A 22984-nucleotide genomic window follows, 5' to 3' on the forward strand; every position below is an offset into this window, starting at 1 on the left:
AGAAGGTTCATTTAGTTAAAATCTACTTCGAGAACGCACTATTTTGTAGAAAAATTCCCAATTTTTCCAAGAACGATTAATTTATTCAAGAAACCAGCTTAAATTATAGAGCTATGAATTATTCAGGGTATTGAGTGGTACGTAAATTTTCTAAAAAATACTCTGTAACTCAATGGAGTGTCCTAAAAAAGTACTAGACGACAGAACGTGTTAACAATGTCTCGCTCTCCACATGTGTTGAGATAATAGTAGTTACAGTGAAAAAATCTCCAAATGATTTTTTATACAAACTCTTTTCTTGTTCGAGAAAATTATTTTTCACTACCTAATACTTTTTTTACTTCTTCAAGTTCACTTAAATATCCCATGATAGTTAAAGTATCCCCTTTACATACTTTGGTATCAGCTTTTGGATTAAAAATATATTCATCAGTGCCAGCTCGAAGCATTCCTAGAATGATTGCCTTAGAGGTTACTAATTCCTTAATACTATCAAAGTCCGTATTAATAAATTCGGAACGATCATCAATAGTAAATTCTTCCACAACTAGTTGCTCTTGATCATTCTTAGTCAACAGATCCAAAGAATGAGATAGCGATGGCTTCTCTATATGTGCTAACATCCGGTCCGAGATTAATCTGTCCATCATTAGAACTTTTTTTACTCCAGCTTTCTTTAAGTTTCTATATGCTTCTTTTCCTGATGCCCCACATACAATATCTAGGGATGAATCTAATTCTTTTACCGAAAAAACGGTATAAAGTACTTCACTATTATCTGAAAAGGTAATAACAATCCCTTGAGATTTTTTTATACCGGCTTTCATCAACGTGTCAACATTTTTAGCATTACCACAAACATGAGGTTCATTCAGACTTTTTAATTGCTTGCATTTCTTTTCGTGTTTTTCAACAAAAACATATTCCTGATCATGGATTTTTAATTCAGCGGCAATGCTTTTTCCTAATTTACCATAACCACAGATAATGTATTTGTTGGGGTGGTTTTTAGAATACATATTGCTATTACCTCCTAAATTGATAACTATATCAGAACACTCGTACAGTATAAATAGCTTCCTTACTACTATCGAAATTAACTAGTAAACACCATATACACTCAGTGCATCTTGGGTGTATATAATACCATTACCCGGTTTATTTATTTCAAGCTTTTCTCTGATGGACGATATGATAGATTCTGTGGTATCATTTTTGGCTAAAATGATTACCATCTCTTTTTCAGGTTCTATTTCCATATCAAAAACTTTAGTTGTTTCATTCACACCAGAACCTCTTGCATTAATGATGGTACCTCCTCTTGAGCCTGCACTCTTTGCAGCCTCTACAACATCGTCTGCCTTTCCTCTATCGACAATCGTCACAATAATTTGATAGAGCGGCTGATCAACCACTTGGCTTTTGTCTTCCTTGAGGATACTTGACCGAGAGCCTATAACTTCAACTGTACTCGTAGTGAACGCAATACCATGATGGGGTTTATCGAATTTAAATTGCTTGCTTAATTTATCTAAGGTATTTTCAGCAACCTCACGATTGGCAATCATTAAGACTACTTCTTTTTTTTCATCATACAAGGATAAAAAGTTTAAAAAAGGATTAATGATTGTGCCTCTCCCTAAGAGAATCGTTCCACCGGAAACACCATATTTCTTAGCCTGACGCAGAACCTTTGTACCTATGCCATGATTCACTATGACATAAATTAAATCGTATATTTTAACACCATCTAGACTACTCATCTGTTTCTACATCCCCTTTTCTTTTTGATCTAATTGAGAAAATCAAACCTAGCATCTGTAAAGTAATTATGGGCATCATCGCTGCCATGGCAATCATTCCGAATCCGTCAATAATGACATCAGCACCTTCAAATGCACCCGCTGCTCCTTGAATAAATGCCAGGATAAATGTTGCAGTCATTGGACCTGTTGCCACTCCACCGGCATCAAAGGCAATTCCCACAAACAGTTTTGGTGTAAAAAACATTAGCCCTAAGCTTATTAAATAACCTGGTAATAAGTAATGCCACAATTGAATAGAAGGAACTAATATACGAATGACCGACAGTAAAACGGCTCCTCCTACACCAGCTGACAATGAAACTAAAACAGCAGGCCGTTTGACATAACCACTCGTGACATCTTCAATTTGCTGAGTCAGTACGTGAACAGCCGGCTCAGCTAAAATAGTCGCCACACCTAAAATAAACCCAATTATGAGTATATAGACTTTGTTATCAAGTAATGCTAAATCATTCCCAATAGCAGTACCCACATCCATGAATCCAGCATTGACTCCTACCAAAAAGATTAATAATCCGATAAAAGAATAAAGAAACCCTGTGAGTAATTTACGAAACTCTTTTTTCTTCAATTTAAAGACTAGTTTCTGGAGAATCAGCAAAATCATTAATACTGGGAGAATGGCTATAAAGCTTTCCAGTATATATGTTGGTGTCATCTCTATAAAAGGCTGAAGGATAGTTTGTGTTTCAATCACTTCCGTCTCAATCCCAGCTGATAACGGCTCTGAATTAGATACTATCTCGAGAATTAAAACGGATATGATGGCTCCTGTAGATGCTATAGCGATCAAACCGAAACTGTCTTTTTCTGAAGCTTTCGTATCCTTTTTCAGTTTAGAGATACCTACAGAGAGAGACAATATAAAGGGAACCGCTAGTATTCCTGTTGTAGATCCAGAAGCATCAAACGCAATAGCCAGAAATTCACGAGACGCAAATATAGCTAAAATGAAAATAGTTAAGTACAACGCCATAAGTATTTTAAACAATGGTATATTATAAAATATTCTAAGGAACCCTAATGCTAGCATAAGAGCTAACCCTAAAGAGACTACAATTAAAATATTTGTTGAAGCTATTTGGCCAGATGTAACACTTTCAACTTGATTGGCGAGCACCAGTAATCCCGGTTCTGCAATAGATATAAAGAAACCAAGGATAGCGCCTGCTATCAGTACAATCCACAACTTATTCGTCTTAGCTAATGACTTCCCTGTATAATTTCCTAATGGAGTAATACCAAGGTCAACTCCCAGAAGAAAAATAGTTAAACCCACTATGACGAATAAAGCACCAATAACGAATCGAGTAATATAGATAGAATCCATTGGAACTATGGTGAAATTTAATAAAAACACTAAGAATATAATTGGCAAAACAGCGAATAATACTTCCTTTAGTTTGGAGTTAGCAATATTCAACACAGTCATCCTTTCTTAAATTTTAATACAGTGACTTTTTTATAATTAAGTTATTCTATAGCCATGCTCATTAGAAATCACTAACTATTCAAGCATACCATATACTTCATTGATGTTTTGAACAAAGATAACTCCCTTACCAGGTTTATCAATTTCTACTTCTTCTCTTATTGATGATACAATTGATTCAGTGGAATCAGAATTAGACAGAATATAAACCATTTCTTTTTCTGGCTCAATCTCCATATTGAAAATTTTATTGGTTTCGTGAATACCTGCTCCTCTTGCATTGATAATTGTTCCACCTTTTGAACCAGCCAATTTGGCAGCATCTATGACATCTTCTGCTTTTCCTCGATCTACAATAGTAATAATCATTTGGTACATTTAGTCCTTCTCCTCTCCTGACTCTTTATTTATAATGTATTGATTTTACCCTCTCAGTTCTTCTAATCTATCCAACGTTTCTTATGGCCTCCACATTAAACACTACATAAATGCTCAATTGATTACAGTTATTAGTTATATTCTAAATACCAGAACTTCTCTTTGAATAGAAACTCTGGTATCTGAACATGACTATAAAACATACTTACTTATTTTAATGACAGCTTCACTACACTCTCGATGTGTGTGGAGATGATAGTACGTACAAATCAAAAATAGAAGTAGTACTTGCCATAGTACATATAATATTCACCTATTTAAATACATGTATCGTTTAAAATAAATTCTACTATAACCTAAACAGGTTTTAGTAATTAATGATAACTGCCAAAGGAAGTCTTCTATTTCTCCTTTTTAATTGATCATCGTTTAAAGGAACTTATCCAGTGCAAACCTACGCTTGCGGGAAATCATCGACAAATAATAAAATGGTGCATAGCAAAGTCAATAATTTTACATTTGCGACCGTCTATTTCTTATATACCCAGGTATCGAATGTTTCATTTGAATCTGTCTGAAAAAGATTTTTCAGACGCATGTCAGCCCAATCTACGTTATCTGCCTCGAAAATAATCGACTGATTAGCCACGAGTAATTCATCAATAACAGACAATGCAAAGCTATCAAATGTTATTTCATCTCTTGAGCATATATAAGCAATTTCATTATCTTCTATAAAAGCGACGTGTTGAATATTATCATTACTTTTAGCATAGAAAACCTCAGTAGTCATATCCTTTATAAATGTATCGAAAGTAGCTGTCAAAGGATTTATCGTTTCGTGAGTCTCCTTATAGTAATTAAATAATAGGTTACTACATTCATTATATGCACTTTGATCCCGATTTGCTTTGAAAATTTTGCTTTTTCGAGAAGGTAAACCAGATAACAAATCCTTTTTATTTACTTCCATCTCATGGCACATTCTAACTTTAATAAATCCCTGAGACGCTAAAAAATTAGCTTTCTGCGTTTCAAGAGAAGATAACATAACTTGCAGCGGACTTTTCTCTTCCTCAGAAATCATCTTAAAAATATTCCTTTCATCGATTCTTTCCACACTATACAAATCGAAATCGACATAACAGTTATTCAAATGATAAGGATTTCTATATGTCTTAACTTTAGCCAATTGCTCTCCATCTTTATTTATTACATATTCTTCTTTATGCTTAGTAATATTCACCTTCATGTCTTCTCCTTAAACTAAACCACGAATTATGATAAGCTTTTATTTAACAAGTTTCTACTCTAATACTTCTTTACATTGACTAATAAACTACCTTCTTAATAATTCTTGAGATGATAGTGCATACACTGTAAAAATAGAAGTAGTACTTACCGTGTTTTTATATCCTTGAATTGTAATAATAAAATTACATATTTACTTCTGAAACAAACTCGTCAGTTAATTCAATCGGATTTAAGATTTTGTATTTGATAGTGACTGTACTATTTAACTCATGTTCTCTATCTAAATTTATTTTTACAACTTTTCCCACAGCTACAATATTTTCTTGGTTAATCCAAACAAGTCCATCGCCTATCTTAAGTTTGACTGCCCATTCTATAGACGTCATGTTATCAAGGTTTAAATCATCTGGTGTCTTTATCTGCTCAAAGTCATTAAAATTAGGCATGCTCATAAGAGTAGATACTTTCTTATACGACCATATAGTATCTGCGCCAGCTGTTGACCAATTAGTTACAAAATCCATGGGTGGAATTCCTATATTAAAATCTCCACCATTAAGTAAATACCTAAAACTAACAGTACCCTCAGTCTTAACTTCATAATGCATCAGCTTTGTTATCTTATCTTTAAAATTAATACGTTCTGTATAATCAAAGTACTTCTCCACACTAGTTTCAGGTTTTACTTGATTTAACGTAATCGATTCTTCTCTAAGGGTTTTAATTAACTCAGTCATACCTATTTCATTCTTTGATGAAAATGGATTTTTAAATACTAATTTCGAAACATAATCCTCTTTAAAAATTTCAGGTAAATTCTGAAAGTTCCCATTTTCTATAACTGGTATTACAAAAGGACTCTGAGCCATTTTCTTCAACAAATTAATTTCTTTATTAACTCCAGTCCCTTCATTCTCCATCTTCTTAACATAAGTCTCTGTGCATATGCAAATAAGATAACGAGAACTATTTATGCCTTCCTGCATATACTTCTCGAGATTTGTTCCTGGACGATTTTCAAAAATATCTAAAGAAACAGTAAAACCCCATTTTTTCAAGTAAACTGCTAGCCATTGAGCAAAATCTTTAACTTTCGAGTCTTCATCTTTATCTTCTTCCCACGCATAGGATATAAATATGTTTTTATTCATATTTCGTTTCCTTTCAATATATTAGTATTCACAGATAGTCTCTTTCAGAAGATACTAACAAAATAAATTTACTTAAAACTTCACTTTAATGTACTCCTTTAAAATCAACATCCGAAACAGATAGGAGCTTTTTTACAAGCTCCTATCAAATATCAATTCATTAAGCTCTGCTCGTATTCCCCGCCAATTAGGTAAGTATTGGTCCATGTAGGCTTTGAAGCGCTCGTTATGTTTCCTTTCAAGAAAATGCACCATTTCATGGACGATGATGTACTCTAAGCAGCGTGGATTCTTTTTAGCTAGTTCCAGGTTCAACCAGATACGTCTGACACTTTCGTTACATGTGCCCCACTTTGTTCTCATGAGCTTAATGCCCCAGTCTTCTACGGTAACGCCCATAATCGATTCCCATTTTTCAATATACTCAGGAACCATTTGCTTGAGCTCTGTTCGATACCACTCATTAACAACCTTTTCCCGCTGCTCTCTAGTACTATCTGGTCTGACATACAAATCCATGTACTTCTTGTTCCGTAGTTCAACTCGTTGTTTCTCAGGAGATTCTATAACGTTCATTAAGTAGCGACTTCCTAAGAAATAATGGCTTTCTCCTGAAACAAATTCTCTCACACTTTGCCTATCTTGCAGCTTAAACTGCTTTCTCTGTTTCTTTATCCAGGCAATTTTTGATATAACAAAAAGTCTTATCGCTTCTTCATCCATGTCCTCTGGAACAGCCAGTCTCACTCTTCCAGCAGGCGGATGAACTGAAAGGTGGACGTTTTTGATATCTTTTCTATAGAATTCAATCTCTATGCCGTTTATATTTAGGGCATTCACTCTAATATTCACCTTGATTCTTTATTATTTCCATGACGACATCCAAATGTTCTTCAGCATCTAAATACTTCACTACAACATTTTTCACTCTGCGTTCTTTTATCTTATTCCCTCTCCATCCATCAGGAATGTTCAATTGCAAGTCTTTATCCAACGCCATAACAACGTCCTCTTCTTGATCTAGATTATCGTACAGGGCTCTCTTGCCGCTTGAGTTAATAGTTTTCGGATAGCTCTCAGATTGTGCTGGATCTTTTGCCTTCTTGCTTAATGCAATGACTTCTTGCAGGTATTCCTTATAACTAATCACTTGTTCTTTTCTTAAACGTATGATTTCATCTAAAAGTACCGACATCTTCTCATAATACTTTGGGTTAGTCGGTGTTTCATCGGTGATCAACTTCCGTACATTATTTTCAATTGTTTCTGCAACAGCTTCTTGATTACCCTTGATGCCTTCTGGAAGAGAGTCTAAGGCTTCCTCACCTTTCACTTCAATCAAATCAATAAGTGACATATCATCGAAGGCTGAGATTGTCTCACTGTCTTTCGCTGAAATGTATGAGTCTATAAGATGGCGCATACCACCTTCATAGCTTTTTAGATCGATATAATCGCCGGCAGCATGCATGACTTCACGTCTAACGTTGTCATAATATTTTGTAGCGTCACTTATTTCTCTGATTTCTTTATCAGTAAACCCTACTTCATGCATATCATTGGCTATATTAGCATAAGCACGAATAAATGCCGTCACGTGTTTATACAAAGCCAGTCGTTTGGATTCATTGTTTTTTACTGCTTCGCTCTCTAACGTATCCTCAGCGACGAAGTATCTAATGTAAGCCAAAGTATCTTTAGGTGGAGCTACAGGCTCACAGAGGGCTTCCAGACTCTCGTAGGCCGTTTCCAGACGTTCCTTTGCGTGGTCTAATCGATTAGATAGTAATCCATCAATATCTTCTTCGTCATAATCTTCAAAAGCTTCAGAAGTATAATCTTCTACTGACCGCTCCAAGCTTTTAAACAAATCTTTATAATCGATAATATAGCCATAGTCTTTATCTTCACTGTCTAAGCGATTCACTCGGCATATGGCTTGGAAAAGACCATGATCGCGCATGCTTTTATCTATATAGAGATAGGTAGCAGGCGGTGCGTCAAACCCTGTAAGAAGTTTATCTACAACAATAAGCAACTTCATTTGGGCCGGTTCATCAATAAACTGTTTCTTTATTTCTTCTTCGAAATCTTCCGGATTTTTTCCGTTAAGCATCTCTTGATATATTTCATACTTCTCTATATTTTCTGTATCCTGATCTTCTCCTGTCGTTTCGCCTTTCACATCTGATATGTTTGGTGAGTAAGATGTCACAATAGCGCACTTTTTAAATCCTTCTGACTGGAAAAGCTCATAATACTTGCAAGCTTCATACACACTGCTGGCAACAAGCATGGCATTGCCTTGGCCGTTTTGTAGGCGATCTTTGGTCTCCATATCGTAGATGATATCCGTTACGATTTTTGACAGTCGTGACTTAGAGCTAAGTACTTTCTGGAGCGTTCCCCATCTTTGCTTAAGTTTAACAATGGCGTAATCTGTAAGTCCTCTGGTTTTTGCTTCAAACCATTTGTCAATTTTATCTTGAGAAGATATCTCCTGATCGACGTCTCTCGCTTCATACTGGAGATCAAGGACCACGTTGTCTTTGACTGCCTCATCAAATTTGTAAGTATGGATATAGCCACCAAAGACTTCTATGCTTTTCTGCTTATCTTTCTTAAGTAGCGGTGTTCCTGTAAATCCAATGAATACGGCGTTGGGCAGAATCAGTTTCATGGCTTCATGGAGTCTACCAGATTGTGTCCGGTGACATTCATCGACAAAGACATAAACATCTCCTTTCGCCTTGAAGTCTTTTGGCAAGTTCTTCTTCAGTTCGTCGATATACTGATTATAGTCAGACTCTTTCAAATTACCATCTTTTCTACCGAATTTGTGAATGAGGGAACCCAGGAGAAGCGGCGTTGTAGCATTCAACTTCTCTATAAGGTCATTGCCACTTTGAGTACGGTAGAGTTCTTCATCGACACCTTTAAACACTTTCTCGATCTGTTTATCCAATTCGTCCCGATCTGTAATGATCAATATTCTGGAATTAGCTATATTCTCTCTTATCCACTTGGCCAACCATACCATGGTCAAGCTCTTTCCGCTCCCCTGGGTATGCCAAATAATCCCACCTTCACGCTGTTTCACTTTATCAGCAGATGCTCTTACGCCAAAATACTGATTGGGTCGGCACAACTTCTTTACCCCTCTGTCGAAAACAATAAAGTCATGAATGATTTCAAGCAGTCTTTCCTTATGACACATGCCTATGATTTGCTTATCAAGGGTATAGTCTTCACCGCTCATTAGAGCATCGATTTCCATTGATAATTCGTCGTCAGCTTTACTGTCTTCTTTCCAGCTGAGATAATACTTTTCTTTTGTTTCTATAGTTCCATATCGCATACCACTTGTATCATTACCTGCCATAAGAAGCTGCATCGTATTGAAAAACGGTCTTATGAAGGTAGAGTTTTGGTTATCCAGGTTCTGTCGGATCCCTTCTGAGATAGAAACGGTACTTCGTTTTAATTCGATGACTCCTAAAGCGATTCCATTTACATACAGTACAATGTCGGGGCGCTTTTTATGCTCGCCCTCGACAGATACTTCTTCAGCAATATAGAAGTCATTATCATAAACATCTTCAAAATTGATAAATGATACGGTCTGATAATTTTCACCTATGTGTTCTTTTACTTGAGCACCATACCGGATAAGTGAGTAAACCTCTTTATTAGCATAGTAAAGCTTGTCCACCTGAGTTTTAGCTGCTTTAACCAGCTTATCTATTGCTCTATCAATAAGCTCCTTGCTGTAGCCTTTCTTATTCAAATATTTTTTTAGATATTCTTCTTCGACAGCAGTATTATTTTCACGATCATGCCAGTTCCCAAGACAGATGTAATCAAGCGTATTAGAAAAAAGCTTGATTACCCTATCCTGCGTTTTCCTTTCAACTAGACCTACACCATTCATATCAACCGAATCCTCCCCGTCAAGAGTTCCTGCATCATGCCTTGTTTAATTTTTTTGTATTTTTCTAACTTTTCTTCCAATACTTTTATTTCTGCATCCATGTCAGATAAGACTTCTGCTATGGCTTTTTGTTCTGAAATTTCTGGCAAAAGAATTTCCATATCTGCAATCATTTCCATACGAACCGAATCTACAGACGACTTTGCTGTCATAGCCATTATTCTATTCAAAAAATTAAAACTAAAATACAAATAGAAATAGTACCCATTAACTTGACTATTAAAATCACTAATTTTATAAACTCGTTGGTGAAAATCGAATTTACCATCAATATAGTGGAAAACTTTACCAGTACCAACCCCATCCCCTGCTGTTAGAACTGCTTCTCCTTCAAATGAGTATGAATCTATCCTTTCAACTGTTAAAGATCTCACGAAAAACGGATAAGCTCCATTGGGATTGTTATCTTGAGTATTTTTAGAACCTGTTGATATACTTGCGATATTTTTAATCTTTTCAGTTATCCATTCCCTATTAAATCCTGGTAATCGCTTCTTGCCAGTCAAAAGCTGTTGCATTGCTCCTTTCTTTATCTTCTTCTTTTTATCAATCAGTTTTTCAAGTGATTGAATAAGATTATCAGTGTCCGTAAGAACCTCTGCTATGGCTTTTTGTTCTTCTATAGGAGGTAGAGCAACAGGATAATTATTTAGCGCAACAATATCTATACCAGTTTGTCCAGAACTTCTTCTAGATAATAGCTCTATGAATTTAAACAATGATTCTTGCTTGAGGAAATAATACAAATATTTTTTCTCTATTTTTTCTTTAGGTGTGGCTTTCATCAAAGCAACATTGTATGCACCACTTATTCCTCTTAAAATTTGAAATATTGGTGGACCGTACCTACCAATCATTATATCTTCAGTTGAACATTTCTTTTTCGCAAGCACTTCTGGGATAAAAGTTAAATAATTATCATTTTTATAGTCTCGAATCTGAATCAACCTAATGTATCCAGGTTTTCTTTCTTTTCTAAATGTAGTTTTGGGTGGTTGAGCCCCCCCTGAGAAAGATACCAAGTCTTTCACATTCATACTATTCCAATTTCCGGGTATAATTCCGGCTTCAGTATACTTATAGCTATTGGGAATATTTTTTTTTATTACCATTCAACTCCCATCCTCTCTAAGTGTTCATTAACTTTCTCAGAAAAGAATTGTACTTGTTCTTCAAGTTGAGGTAATGTCTCTTCGTACCTTTCAGCAAGCTCTTTAATTCTTGTTGTCAAACGATGTGAAACTTTATCCATCTCTTGAGTGACTTCTCCTGAAATAAACGGAATCCATTTTATATCAACTACTAGAGCCTTTATTTCATCTTCTGTCAACTTCTTATATTTTACATCAACCTCTTTACTCAATGTCTTTGTAGCTTCTTTAATATTTTTGTTTGCTGTCGATTCTTCATCCAGTAATCGCAGATACGTTTCTAAAGCTTCTAGTTCATCAACAGAATCCGCATCACTCTTAATTTCTTTGATACGCTTCTTCAAATTGCCTTTAGTAATGTTTCCTTTGTCATTCTTCACTTCTTCCAGGAGACCTTCTTCACCACTGTTTTCTTCTTCGAACTCTTCTTTCTGTCCAGTTATTTGTTCTTTTTCAGTATTAAAATTTTCTATAGCGGTCTTTTCTTCATTAAAATACTTGTCTATAATTACATCCTCTGGTACAAGGTCCTTATCTGCTATCCAGCCATTTTCGACAATCATATAGACATCGTCTTTCATTTCCGTCAACCAGTAATTCATTAAGTACTGATAAATATCGTACTGATCAATCAAAGTACGTTTAGAGAAAGATTCTAAAATATCTTCAGATATATCGCTTATCAACTCTTTAGGATTTTCATTGGAACCTATATTTTTAAAGCGATCTTTGTGCCTCTTTGCCCAACCGTTAATAACTAAATCAATTTCTTCAGAGTATTGAATAAACTCCGGATGGTTAAAAATCACGTCATTTATTTGTTCTTGTACTACCTGTAAATCGTAATAGCCGTCTCTTTCATTCGGTTCAAATAAAGTCTCTTTCAAGGTAGGGTACACGTCCCAATACTTCTGCAGCTCATCTATGTCTCTTGCAGGTATGCCACCTTTTAAATGCGCAAATATATCTTGGATATCGTCTTCTTCCTGATTATCGATGTATCTTGGAATATTGAGATTGTATTCATTGCTCTCAATTTCTTCTACAGAGACCATTCTTGAATACTTAGGTCTCTCATGATAATTATTAAATACATCGATAATCTTGTGTACATCCTGCTCCTGAAGTCTGTTTTTATTCCCGTCTTTAATAAAACCTTTGCTGGCATCTATCATAAATATACCTTTTCTTGCTTCTGCATTTTCTTTATCAATTACCAGAATAGCAGCAGGAATCCCCGTACCATAAAACAAGTTTGCAGGTAATCCAATGATACCTTTTAGATAACCTTTTTTAATGACTTTTTCTCGTATAACCGCTTCTGCATTCCCTCTAAAGAGCACACCATGAGGCAGGATGATTGCTCCTTTACCTTTTTTGCTCTTCAGCGACTTAATGAAGTGTAGTAGGAAAGCATAGTCCCCATTCTTTGCGGGTGGAATACCATAACCGGTGAACCGGTCAAATTCATCATTTTGCGGATCGATACCACTGCTCCATGACTTCGTCGAAAAAGGCGGATTGGCGACCGCAAAATCAAATGTCTTGAGAGTCCCATCATTATCCTTAAATTCAGGAGAAGAAAGGGTATCTCCCTGCTTAATCTCTGCAATTTCATTTCCATGAAGGATCATATTCATTTTAGCTAAGGCTACCGTCGCATTATCCTTTTCCTGACCGTATATAGTAACGCCTCTTTCAGCCTCATCAGCTGCTTTTAACAATAACGATCCACTACCACATGTCGGGTCATATATTGTCTGAGACTGGCTTTTAGCTTTGTCTATACCAATAACTTTTGCCATTATCCGAGACACTTCAGAAGGTGTATAGAACTGTCCTTTACTCTTACCTGACTCTGTGGCAAAGTGCTTCATTAGATACTCATAAGCATCACCTAAAATATCGTCTCCCTCAGCACCATTTCCGCCAAAGTCCAGTTCAGGATCTTCGAATATTGCAACTAGGTTAGATAAGCGGTCAACCATTTCTTTACCTTTGCCAAGTTTATCTGTATCATTAAAGTCAGCAACGGTAATGACCCCTACTAAGTCGTTAGCATCACCCATTTTTCTAATAACCTTATTGGTTTTGTCACCAATTTCTTTATCCCCCTTTAGTGCAACTAAATCATTGAAACTTCCGCCCTGAGGAACTTCAATTAGGGCATTACCTTTACCATAATACTTATCCGTGACATAACGCATAAAGAGTAAAACAAGTATGTAATCTTTATATTGTGATGCATCCATCCCGCCTCTTAACTCATTACAACTATCCCATAATCTACTGTACAGTTCACTTTTCTTTATAGCCATTAGTGATTCTCCTTTTGAATAATTCGCTTTTTAGCTCATTACTGTATAGATTTACTCTAGATACTAACTTGCATTAATTCCACAAGTCATCAAACGTTCAATCCATAATACAGAAGTTCTGTTCCAATTATAACAAGCATCAACTATATTTAATATAGGAATTAATATCACTACTGAAATAACTAGTGTGAAGCTCAATTATAATGTTGCAACGGTTGTCCACATTATAATTAAATTGTTTTATTGATGTTGTTCCAAATATGTATTGAAGAACTAGTTTCATAACTTAACAGTTTCGGAACTAGTTTTTAATGCTATAGAAACCCCCTCCTACTGTTTCATAACTTATTTTCAATAATAGTTAATAGATTATTTGATTATTTATATGGATCAAAACAAAAAACTCAAGAAGCAGAGTAGGCTAAGCTACTCCGTTTCTTGAGTGAATGTATTTTCTATAAAGTTTATTTTAATCACTTCATTGTCAATAGTGTGATAGATTCCACATGACTCGTTTGTGGGAACATGTCTACTGGCTGAACTTCTTTTACAGAGTACCCGCCTTCAACTAGTAAAGCCAAGTCGCGAGCTAGAGTTGATGGGTTGCAGCTGACGTAAACCATTTTTTTCGGCTGCATGGTCAGTACAGCATCGATAAATTGACCATCGAGTCCTTTTCTTGGCGGGTCAACAACTAAAAGGTCTGCTTTTCGGTCTTCCTTGCTCCACTCAAGCATCACGTCTTCTGCTGCGCCTGCCTGGTAGGTCACATTTTCTATGCCGTTGAGTTCTGCATTGCGTTTCGCGTCTTCGACTGCCGGTTCAATTAATTCAATTCCATAAACCTGTTTGGCTTTTTCAGCCAACGCTAACGTGATTGTTCCGATTCCACAGTAAGCATCGATGACCGTTTCTTCTCCGGTCAATTCAGCCAGTTCCAGAACTTTGCTGTATAGTACCTCCGCTTGAGGTGTATTCACCTGGAAGAATGAACGGTGAGAAATTTCAAAGGTGTGGCCGAGTAGCTTGTCACGGTACTTGTCTTCGCCGTGCAGTATAATAACTTCCTGTCCCAAAATGACATTCGTCTTTTTAGGGTTCACATTCTGAACGATGCTAACCACTTCTGGTAAAGCCTCAAGGATATCTGGAACAATTTTACTGTGTGGGAAAAGTTTTGGTGTTCGAGTAACCAGAACAATCATCATTTCACCTGTATGGTAACCACGGCGAACAAGAATATGACGAAGATTTCCGGTATTTTCTTTTTCATTATATGGTTTGACACTGTATTTACGCATAATGTCACGTACCACTACAATAGCTTTGTCAATTTCCGGATCCTGAATTTTGAAATCTTCCATTGGAATTAAGTCGTGGCTGTTCTTTCTGAAGACCCCTGTTTCCATTTTTCCTTTCAGTTTACGGACGGGAATTTGTGCTTTGTTTCGGTAACCAAAAGGGTGGTCCATTCCGATAGTCTCATTTACCTTAACATTAGGCAGTTTGGCAATCTTCTGCAGAACATTTTCTACCTGATTTTTTTTGAAAGCCAGTTGTGCTTCATAGGATAAATGCTGCAGAGGCATGGTGCCAGTCTGGGCATACGCTTTATCTTTAATTTCAACTCGGTCCGAACTTTCCTTGACGATTTTCATCAATTTACCGACTCCAAAGGTTTTACCTTCTTTAATCACTTTGAAGTCGACTGTTTCTCCGATAAGAGCGCCTTCGATAAACACTGGATAGCCCTCGATTTTTGCTATGCCTAGGCCTTCATGGGTTAAATCAACTATTTCAGCTGCTTCGATTACATCATTTTTTGTTATAGGTGCAGTCGATTTATTTTGTTTATTCGTCATTACACGTCTCCTTAAATTATCATATTTATTACCAGTATACACTTACTAGAAAGACAGCGCACAGACCATTTCTGTGCGCTGGCATTCTTTATTCATCTTCTAATTGAGACACACCTTCAATAAATTCACTTTCCTTTTCAACTGTAATCGCATCGCGGCTGTCAATGGACAAATTCATATTCCTCAAGTCTGCGACAATTTCCATATGCTGCTTGTACATCGTAAATTCCGCAGGGGCGTCTCCGCCGTATTCACCGTCTATGTTAATCATTAACTGACTATGATTAAGCGTTTCGGCAACTACTTTTGAGGTCTTTGTATAAATTATTTTAGGATGGTGAATGTGCCTGCCGTCATTCAATATCTGAGTAATCAGTCGAAGGATTTCGGCTATATTAGTCGTTTTCACTATAATCAAAGTGAATTTTCCGTCGCCCAGTTTTTTATCTGGCGCAATTTTTTCAAAACCACCAACCGAATTAGTTAACGCGACAAAAATAAGGGAAGCCGTTCCTTCATAGTGTCCCGAATCGTAAGTGATCCTAACTGGAACTTTACCAATTTGAGGAAGCAGTTCTGCACCTTTGACAAAATAGGCAAGCGAACCAAAAACAGACTTCATATTTGCAGGTACATCATAAGTGACTTCTGTTAAAAAACCAGCTGCCCCAATATTCATAAAATAACGTTCTTGAGACGTTGTTTTGACTTTGCCGATATCCATTTTAACAAACTGATGATTTTGAATCAGCTCTGCGGCCTTAACAAAATCATTTCGAGGAATTTTTAATGCACGGGCATAGTCATTCGTTGTCCCTGCCGGAATAATCGCAAGCTTTGGTCTGTCTCGATGAGGCGCAATACCATTAATAACTTCATTAATAGTGCCGTCACCGCCTGCAGCGACAATCAAATTAAATCCCTCTCTTGTGCATCTGTCCGCTTCTATTTGGGCACTTAAAGGAGAAGGAGTCGTACAGTAGGTACTGGTTTCATACCCTTCTGCTTCATATACATTTAATATATCAGGAATGGAGCGTTTCAGAGTTTCTCTACCCGATGTTGGGTTGTATATAATTCTCGCTCGTCTGGTCATATCCCTGCCTCCTCCATCTTGTGCCTATTATCGTTTATCGAGTTCTTCTTTTAACAGTTTGTTGACCATTCCCGGGTTAGCCTGACCACGCGTCTGTTTCATCACTTGACCGACCAGGAAGCCGAGTGCACGGTCTTTCCCGTTTTTATAGTCTTCAATGGACTGTTCGTTTTTGTCCAGCGTTTCAGAAATCATTGGCAGCAGTTTAGATGGATCACTGAGCTGTACCCAGCCTTTTTCTTCGACAAGCGCTTTTACATCATCACTGCCGTTAGTAATCAGTTCTCTGAAGACTTTTTTGGCAATCTTGGAAGAAATCGTACCGTCTGCAATCAGGTTAATCATTTCTGCAAGAGCCTTCGGTGTGAGTTTCGTATCGTGTAGCTCAACCTGCTCGCTGTTCAAGTAAGCTGACACTTCTCCCATCAGCCAGTTTGATGCCTGTTTTGGATCCGCATTATGTGACACAGTATCCTGGAAGAAATCAGACATCTCAACAGTCGCTGTCAAGACAACCGCATCGTACTCGGGTAAACTGTATTCTTTGACGTAACGTTCCTGACGCTCTTTCGGCATTTCTGGAAGTGAGCGTGCCACTTCATTAATCCACTCGTCACTAATTTCAAGATTAGGAATATCCGGTTCTGGGAAGTAACGGTAATCACTTGATCCTTCTTTCGTTCTCATAAGAATCGTTCCACCAGTTGCTTCATCATAACGGCGTGTTTCCTGCTGAAGCGCGCCTCCTGCAATCAGAACTTTTTCCTGACGGTTAATTTCATATTCCAGTCCTTTTTTGACATATGAGAATGAGTTAAGGTTCTTGATTTCCGCTTTTGTCCCGAACTCTTCTTGACCATATGGACGCAGAGAGATATTGGCATCGCAACGCATAGACCCTTCCTGCATTTTCACATCTGAAACTTTGGTAAATTGAATCAGTTGTTTGATGGTTTCCAGGTAAGCATGGGCTTCTTCGGGTGAACGCATATCTGCTTCCGATACAATCTCAATCAGAGGTGTTCCCTGACGGTTTAAATCCACATAAGACGAACCGTCTTCGCCGTGAGTGTTTTTCCCGGCATCTTCTTCCAGGTGGACTCGCTCAATACGGATTTTTTTCGTTTCGCCGTTCACTTCTATTTCAATCCAACCGTCGTAGCCGATGGGCTGATCGAACTGGGAAATCTGGTAAGCTTTTGGATTATCCGGATAAAAATAGTTCTTGCGGTCAAACTTTGTATGGTTCGCAATCTTACAGTTCAAAGCCAGCGCTGCTTTCATTCCATATTCAATCGCTGTCTTATTTACAACGGGAAGAACACCCGGGTGTCCCCAGTCGATAACGTTTGTGTTGGTGTTTGGCTCCGCACCAAAATGGGCTGGAGACGGCGAAAACATTTTAGAGTCGGTTTTCAGTTCGACGTGTACTTCTAAGCCAATAACTGGTTCTAAATTCATGACTTATTTCCCTCCTTTAAATGACGGTTTCTGTGAAGAAAAATCTGTTTCCTTCTCAAATGCCTGGGCCACTCGGTAAATCATCTGTTCTTCAAAATGATTTCCGATTATCTGCAGACCGACTGGCATATTGTTAGAGAAACCACAAGGGATAGACAAGGACGGCACACCCGCCAAGTTAACTGGAACGGTCAGAATGTCTGACATGTACATGGCAAGTGGATCGTCAATTTTTTCGCCGATTCCGTAAGCAGTCGTTGTCGTTGTCGGTGCAACAAGAACATCAACCTCTTCAAATACTGTATCAAAATCTTTTCGAATAAGCGTACGCGCCTGGGCAGCTTTTTTAAAGTGTGCATCATAGAAGCCTGAACTTAAAGAGAATGTTCCAAGCATGATACGGCGCTTCACTTCCAGTCCGAATCCTTCTGAACGGGATTTAACATAGATATCTTCAAGTGATTCGACATTCTCTGATCGGTAACCGTAACGGATACCGTCAAATCGCTGCAAGTTACTTGAAGCCTCCGAAGATGCAATAATGTAGTAAGCCGGAATACCAAAACGGGAATGCGGCAGGCTGACTTCCACTATTTCAGCGCCCATTTTTTCGTATAGCTTGATGGCTTCACGAACAGATTCAATGACGCCTGTTTCCTTGGCATCTTCATTGAAGTACTCTTTCGGTACACCAATACGCAGACCTTTCACGCCTTTATCAATGCCTTCTGTAAAGTCAGGTGTTTCTCCTTTATAAGACGTTGAATCTTTTGGATCATGTCCGCTGATGGCGTTCAGCACTAAGGCATTATCCTTAACTGTACGCGTGAACGGTCCAATCTGATCCAAACTTGAACCAAAGGCAATCAGACCGTAACGGGATACGCGACCGTAAGTCGGTTTAATGCCGACCAGGCCGGTAAAAGCTGCCGGTTCTCTAACCGACCCTCCAGTATCTGACCCTAGTGAGACAGGTACTTGACCTGCCGCTACTGCCGCAGCTGATCCTCCAGAAGACCCTCCAGGAACCTTATTCAAATCCCATGGGTTGCGGGTTTTCTTGAAGGCCGAGTTCTCAGTGGAACCGCCCATGGCAAATTCGTCCATGTTCAGTTTACCCACTGTAATCATACCCGCTTCATTCAATTTTTCCGTTGCTGTTGCGTCATAAACCGGAATGAAATCTTCCAGCATTTTGGACGCAGCCGTTGTTGTCAAATCTTTAGTCATAATGTTGTCTTTAATTCCGACAGGCAGCCCGCTTAAAATGTTGTTTTCATCTATGCCTTTTTCGTCTACTTCTCTTGCCGCTTCCAGTGCTTTTTCCTTGTTCAATGCCAAGAAGGCACCGACTTCTTCATCCGTTTCTTCAATACGCTTGAAGGAAGCTTCAGCCAGTTCAACAGCTGTTACTTCTTTGTTTATTAGTTTCTCATGTAATTCTTCCAGAGTATAATCCAAAAAATTCATTAGGCTTCGCTCCCTCCATTATCAAACATTGCCGGCACTTCAATGAACCCATTCTTACGTGTTTTAACGTTTTTGAATAAGAGCTCTTTATCTGTACCTTTTTCGGCTTTGTCTTCTCGCCATACATTATGACTGGACAGGCCGTGATAGGTTCCTTCAATGCCTTCTGTATCCAGACCTTCCAGTTGTTCAACCATTTCAATAATGGAGTCTATCTCTTTAGTAAACGAGTGGATATCTTCTTCTTCGATTTCAAGTTTTGCCAGTTTAGCTACTTCCTTAACTGTTTCTTCGTTAATCGCCATGTTCATCATCCCTTCTAATCTGTCAGTTGTTTTAATGGTTAGTTGAAAATATACACTTCATAATTGTCCTGGTCAGCTTCTCTGTATAGGAATGATTCCATCCCATTTAAAGATTCCAGTTTTATTTCGACCGGTACCGTGTCCGGTAAAAATGATGTGGCTGTTTCATTGATGTATTGAGTGAAGGCAATGATTTCACCTTTCCCATAAAACTGAGTCACGATACTGATTTCCAGATTCACAAGCTGTTCCTCAATGTAATGAGCAATTCCAGTAATACCACTCACATTAGGAAAGAAATTCTCAATCTCTGAGCGGAAATTGGCAAAATTGTTCCCTTCTGCACTCTGCATACCTTCAAGCGGAAAGACAATACGTCGCTCGTTAATCCCCTGCCAGTTTCCAGCAGACGTACTGCCGTTTTCACTGACAGATTGAGCGATAAATGTACCGGGTGCAAGACTGTCCCGGCGGGAATGCTCGTAAAGGCCAATCATAATGGGCACCTCTTCCAGTCCGTCCATTTCCCGCAGTTGAGGCAGAATCTCGTCTGCCATTCGCTGGCCCTGTTCGATTAGTTCTTCTCTAACAATAACTTGTTCGTTTTCTCCTTGAGGACCGAAATAGTCAACAGAGTTCAAAGCCAGACCAATACTGATACCGGATAGTTCCAGACCGTCTTCTGACTGGACATAGAAATTATGTTCCAGCACGGAACTGAGGTAGATTGGGTTACGATCCTGTACTGAATCGAATTCATTTTCTTCCGGATTCAGTCCTAAGTCCACTGTTTCCTCAGCTGTTTCTTCATTTTCCTCATCTGATTCTTCCACTTCAGGTTCCTGTCTGCTCAACCAGCTATTTATTGTGCTGGACGGAATGAATTGACCTTCCTGGAAAAAGTGGTCTTCCGTTGGGAAAAATCGCTGCGAATGACGCATCAAGTCTCCCTCAAAAGTCTCAAGACTGATATTTGAGTTCAATCCACGGGTTATCCCTCTAGACTGACTCACGGAGTATGTGCCGTCTTCGTTTATTACCGGACGATAATAGCCTGAATCAAATTGGGCTTCAACCGTTGATGCTTCTTCTTCACCGTTGGTTTCCTGTCCCGGCTGTTCAACCTGGTCCAGGTTTTCTACCTCCGGCTGATCTGGGTCAACAGGCTCCGGAAACATTCCGCAAGCCGATAATACTAGTGCGTTGGCAACCAATAGGCCTATTAATGTCTGTTTCTTCACTAGCTGCCACTCTCGTTTCTAATCATTTTTCTATCTCCTCTATTACGCGTGCTTCGTTTATCACAGGAACATTCAACTCTTCTGCTTTCGTCAGCTTGCTTCCGGCATCACTTCCGGCTATTAAGTAGTCTGTATTCTTCGACACACTGCCTGTGACTTTTGCTCCGGCATTCATTAACATTTCTTTTAATTCATTTCGAGTATAGTGTTCCAGCTTACCTGTTATCACTACCGTTCTGCCACTGAACATCGTTTCTGAACTGGCTTGTTCCTCTTTTTTCTTTCCTTTATAAACCATGGAAATATCGGCACGTTCCAGTTTGTTCAGCAGCTCAGTCACTTCTTCAAGTCTGAAGAACGAAAAGATGCTTTCAGCTATTTTATCACCAATACCGTCAATCGCTATAATTGCCTCTTCAGACGCATTCTTTAAATTGTCCATTGTCTCAAACTCTTCTGCCAGTAATCTTGCAGCTTTGGATCCTACATGACGGATACCCAAACCGAATATCAATCGCTCAAGTGAATTATCCTTGGAGTCTTCAACCGCCTTCAGCAAATTATCAGCAGATTTATCTGCAATCTTGTCCAGCTTCAACAGAGCTTCTTTCTCTAGGAAGTATAAATCAGCTACGTCTTGAACCAATTCTTTATCGTAGAACTCACTGACTATACGTTCCCCCACTCCGTCTATGTTCATTGCATTACGTGAGACGAAATGTTTTAAGCGTTCTTTAGTCTGAGCGCTGCACTTTGGATTTAAGCAGCGAAGAGCAACCTCCTCATCCAGGTGCATCAACTCACTTCCGCAAGCCGGACAGTGTTCTGGAAACTGGTAAGGTTCACTGTTTTTACGCACGTCTGCATCGACTCTAATTACTTCCGGTATAATATCACCGGCTTTTCTGACAATAGCCGTATCTCCTATTCGGATGTCTTTCTCTATCATAAGATCCACATTGTGTAAGGTCGCTCTCTGTACTGTTGTTCCTGCAAGCTGAACAGGGTCCATAATTGCTGTAGGTGTAACTACACCTGTGCGTCCAACTGTCCATTCAATGGAACGGATAACTGTTCGTGCTTCCTCTGCCGGAAACTTATAGGCAATTGCCCACTTGGGAGCCTTGACTGTATACCCTGCAGCTTCCTGATTAGCCAGTTCATTCACTTTTATAACAATACCGTCAATTTCATACGGCAAAGTCGTCCGTCTGTTTTGATATTCTTCAACATAAGACCAGACTTCTTCCATCGTGTCAAACACTTGACGGTCGGGATTCGTTCTGAGACCGACTCTGTCAAGAAGATTCAATGCTTCACTCTGAGTTTCAACCTCAGTACTTTCTGTATTTGCCAGAGCATATAAGAACACATTGAGGTTTCTAGACGCAGTAATTTTAGGATCCAGATTTCTCAATGTTCCTGCTGCCGCATTTCGTGGATTGGCGAATACCGCTTCCCCGTTTTCTTCTCTCTGTTCATTCATCTTCAGAAAGGAGTCTTTGGGCATATAAATTTCACCACGTGCTTCCAGTGTGAGCGCCTCTTTCAGAGTCAGCGGCACTGACTTTATTGTACGCACATTAGCCGTAACATTTTCACCGACTGTTCCATCGCCTCTAGTCACTGCTTGAACCAGCTTTCCTTCTGAATACTTCAATGACACAGCGAGTCCATCTATTTTGAGCTCACAGTGGTAACTGTATGGTCCATCGACCAGTTGAGAGATGCGTCGGTCAAAATCAGATAAGTCCTCTTGTGAAAAGGCATTATCCAGGCTAAGCATCGGCGAATCATGCGGAACTTTTTCAAACCCTTCCAGTAGCGCTCCGCCTACCCGCTGCGTTGGTGAATCATTTTGAATCAGCTGCGGATACTTTTCTTCTATGGTTTTCAGTTCATTATACAGTTCATCGTAGTGTTCATCGGGTACTGTCGGACTGTCCAGTACGTAATACTCATGACTGTACTGGTCTAATAAGGCAACAAGTTCCTGTACCCTTTCTTTAGCCTGTTCAAAAGACAGATTGCTTTCTGTCATAGAGTCC

Annotated in this window: 17 protein-coding genes; all 17 read right to left on the bottom strand. The window is 38.5% G+C overall.

Features of this window, described 5'->3' with window-relative positions; translation table 11 throughout:
- Positions 1–311: 311 nt before the first annotated feature.
- A complete protein-coding gene (locus ACYVLS_RS01845; RefSeq protein ID WP_460320589.1) occupies positions 312–1019 on the bottom strand; it encodes a potassium channel family protein in 708 nt (235 codons plus the stop codon).
- Between the two features lie 81 nt (positions 1020–1100).
- Positions 1101–1763, bottom strand: a complete 663-nt coding sequence (locus ACYVLS_RS01850) for a P-II family nitrogen regulator (protein WP_460320591.1) — start codon at positions 1761–1763, stop codon at positions 1101–1103.
- Entirely contained in the window at positions 1756–3249 is a 1494-nt protein-coding gene (locus tag ACYVLS_RS01855; protein WP_460320593.1) for a DUF1538 domain-containing protein, read from the bottom strand. The genes ACYVLS_RS01850 and ACYVLS_RS01855 overlap by 8 nt, the downstream gene beginning before the upstream one ends.
- 84 nt (positions 3250–3333) lie before the next feature.
- Positions 3334–3636 (bottom strand): P-II family nitrogen regulator, encoded by a 303-nt coding sequence (locus ACYVLS_RS01860; RefSeq protein ID WP_460320596.1) that lies wholly within the window; start codon positions 3634–3636, stop codon positions 3334–3336.
- A 529-nt stretch (positions 3637–4165) separates the two neighbouring features.
- Positions 4166–4888: a hypothetical protein gene (locus tag ACYVLS_RS01865; protein ID WP_460320598.1), complete on the bottom strand. Its 723-nt coding sequence runs from the start codon at positions 4886–4888 to the stop codon at positions 4166–4168.
- A gap of 184 nt (positions 4889–5072) precedes the next feature.
- A complete protein-coding gene (locus tag ACYVLS_RS01870; protein WP_460320600.1) occupies positions 5073–6041 on the bottom strand; it encodes a toll/interleukin-1 receptor domain-containing protein in 969 nt (322 codons plus the stop codon).
- A 132-nt stretch (positions 6042–6173) separates the two neighbouring features.
- Entirely contained in the window at positions 6174–6881 is a 708-nt protein-coding gene (locus tag ACYVLS_RS01875) for a M48 family metallopeptidase (RefSeq protein ID WP_460320603.1), read from the bottom strand.
- Position 6882: 1 nt separating this feature from the next.
- Positions 6883–9972: a type I restriction endonuclease subunit R gene (locus tag ACYVLS_RS01880; RefSeq protein ID WP_460320606.1), complete on the bottom strand. Its 3090-nt coding sequence runs from the start codon at positions 9970–9972 to the stop codon at positions 6883–6885.
- Entirely contained in the window at positions 9969–11144 is a 1176-nt protein-coding gene (locus ACYVLS_RS01885) for a restriction endonuclease subunit S (protein ID WP_460320610.1), read from the bottom strand. The genes ACYVLS_RS01880 and ACYVLS_RS01885 overlap by 4 nt, the downstream gene beginning before the upstream one ends.
- On the bottom strand, positions 11138–13501 hold the full coding sequence (locus tag ACYVLS_RS01890; protein ID WP_460320613.1) for a type I restriction-modification system subunit M: 2364 nt from the start codon (positions 13499–13501) through the stop codon (positions 11138–11140). Before ACYVLS_RS01890 ends, ACYVLS_RS01885 begins: the two co-directional genes overlap by 7 nt.
- A gap of 473 nt (positions 13502–13974) precedes the next feature.
- On the bottom strand, positions 13975–15363 hold the full coding sequence (gene rlmD / locus ACYVLS_RS01895) for a 23S rRNA (uracil(1939)-C(5))-methyltransferase RlmD (protein WP_460320616.1): 1389 nt from the start codon (positions 15361–15363) through the stop codon (positions 13975–13977).
- A gap of 88 nt (positions 15364–15451) precedes the next feature.
- Positions 15452–16459, bottom strand: coding sequence for a diacylglycerol kinase family lipid kinase (locus ACYVLS_RS01900; RefSeq protein ID WP_460320618.1), 1008 nt, complete (start codon positions 16457–16459; stop codon positions 15452–15454).
- A 27-nt stretch (positions 16460–16486) separates the two neighbouring features.
- On the bottom strand, positions 16487–17920 hold the full coding sequence (gene gatB / locus ACYVLS_RS01905; RefSeq protein ID WP_460320620.1) for an Asp-tRNA(Asn)/Glu-tRNA(Gln) amidotransferase subunit GatB: 1434 nt from the start codon (positions 17918–17920) through the stop codon (positions 16487–16489).
- A gap of 3 nt (positions 17921–17923) precedes the next feature.
- Positions 17924–19390, bottom strand: a complete 1467-nt coding sequence (gene gatA / locus ACYVLS_RS01910) for an Asp-tRNA(Asn)/Glu-tRNA(Gln) amidotransferase subunit GatA (protein WP_460320622.1) — start codon at positions 19388–19390, stop codon at positions 17924–17926.
- The gene (gene gatC / locus ACYVLS_RS01915) at positions 19390–19695 is read right to left on the bottom strand and encodes an Asp-tRNA(Asn)/Glu-tRNA(Gln) amidotransferase subunit GatC (RefSeq protein ID WP_460320624.1); all 306 of its coding nucleotides are present in this window, start codon (positions 19693–19695) and stop codon (positions 19390–19392) included. Before gatC ends, gatA begins: the two co-directional genes overlap by 1 nt.
- 38 nt (positions 19696–19733) lie before the next feature.
- Positions 19734–20936 (bottom strand): CamS family sex pheromone protein, encoded by a 1203-nt coding sequence (locus tag ACYVLS_RS01920; protein WP_460320626.1) that lies wholly within the window; start codon positions 20934–20936, stop codon positions 19734–19736.
- A gap of 22 nt (positions 20937–20958) precedes the next feature.
- A complete protein-coding gene (gene ligA, locus ACYVLS_RS01925) occupies positions 20959–22977 on the bottom strand; it encodes an NAD-dependent DNA ligase LigA (protein ID WP_460320628.1) in 2019 nt (672 codons plus the stop codon).
- Between the last annotated feature and the right edge of the window lie 7 nt (positions 22978–22984).

This window comes from Alkalibacterium psychrotolerans (assembly GCF_054784355.1).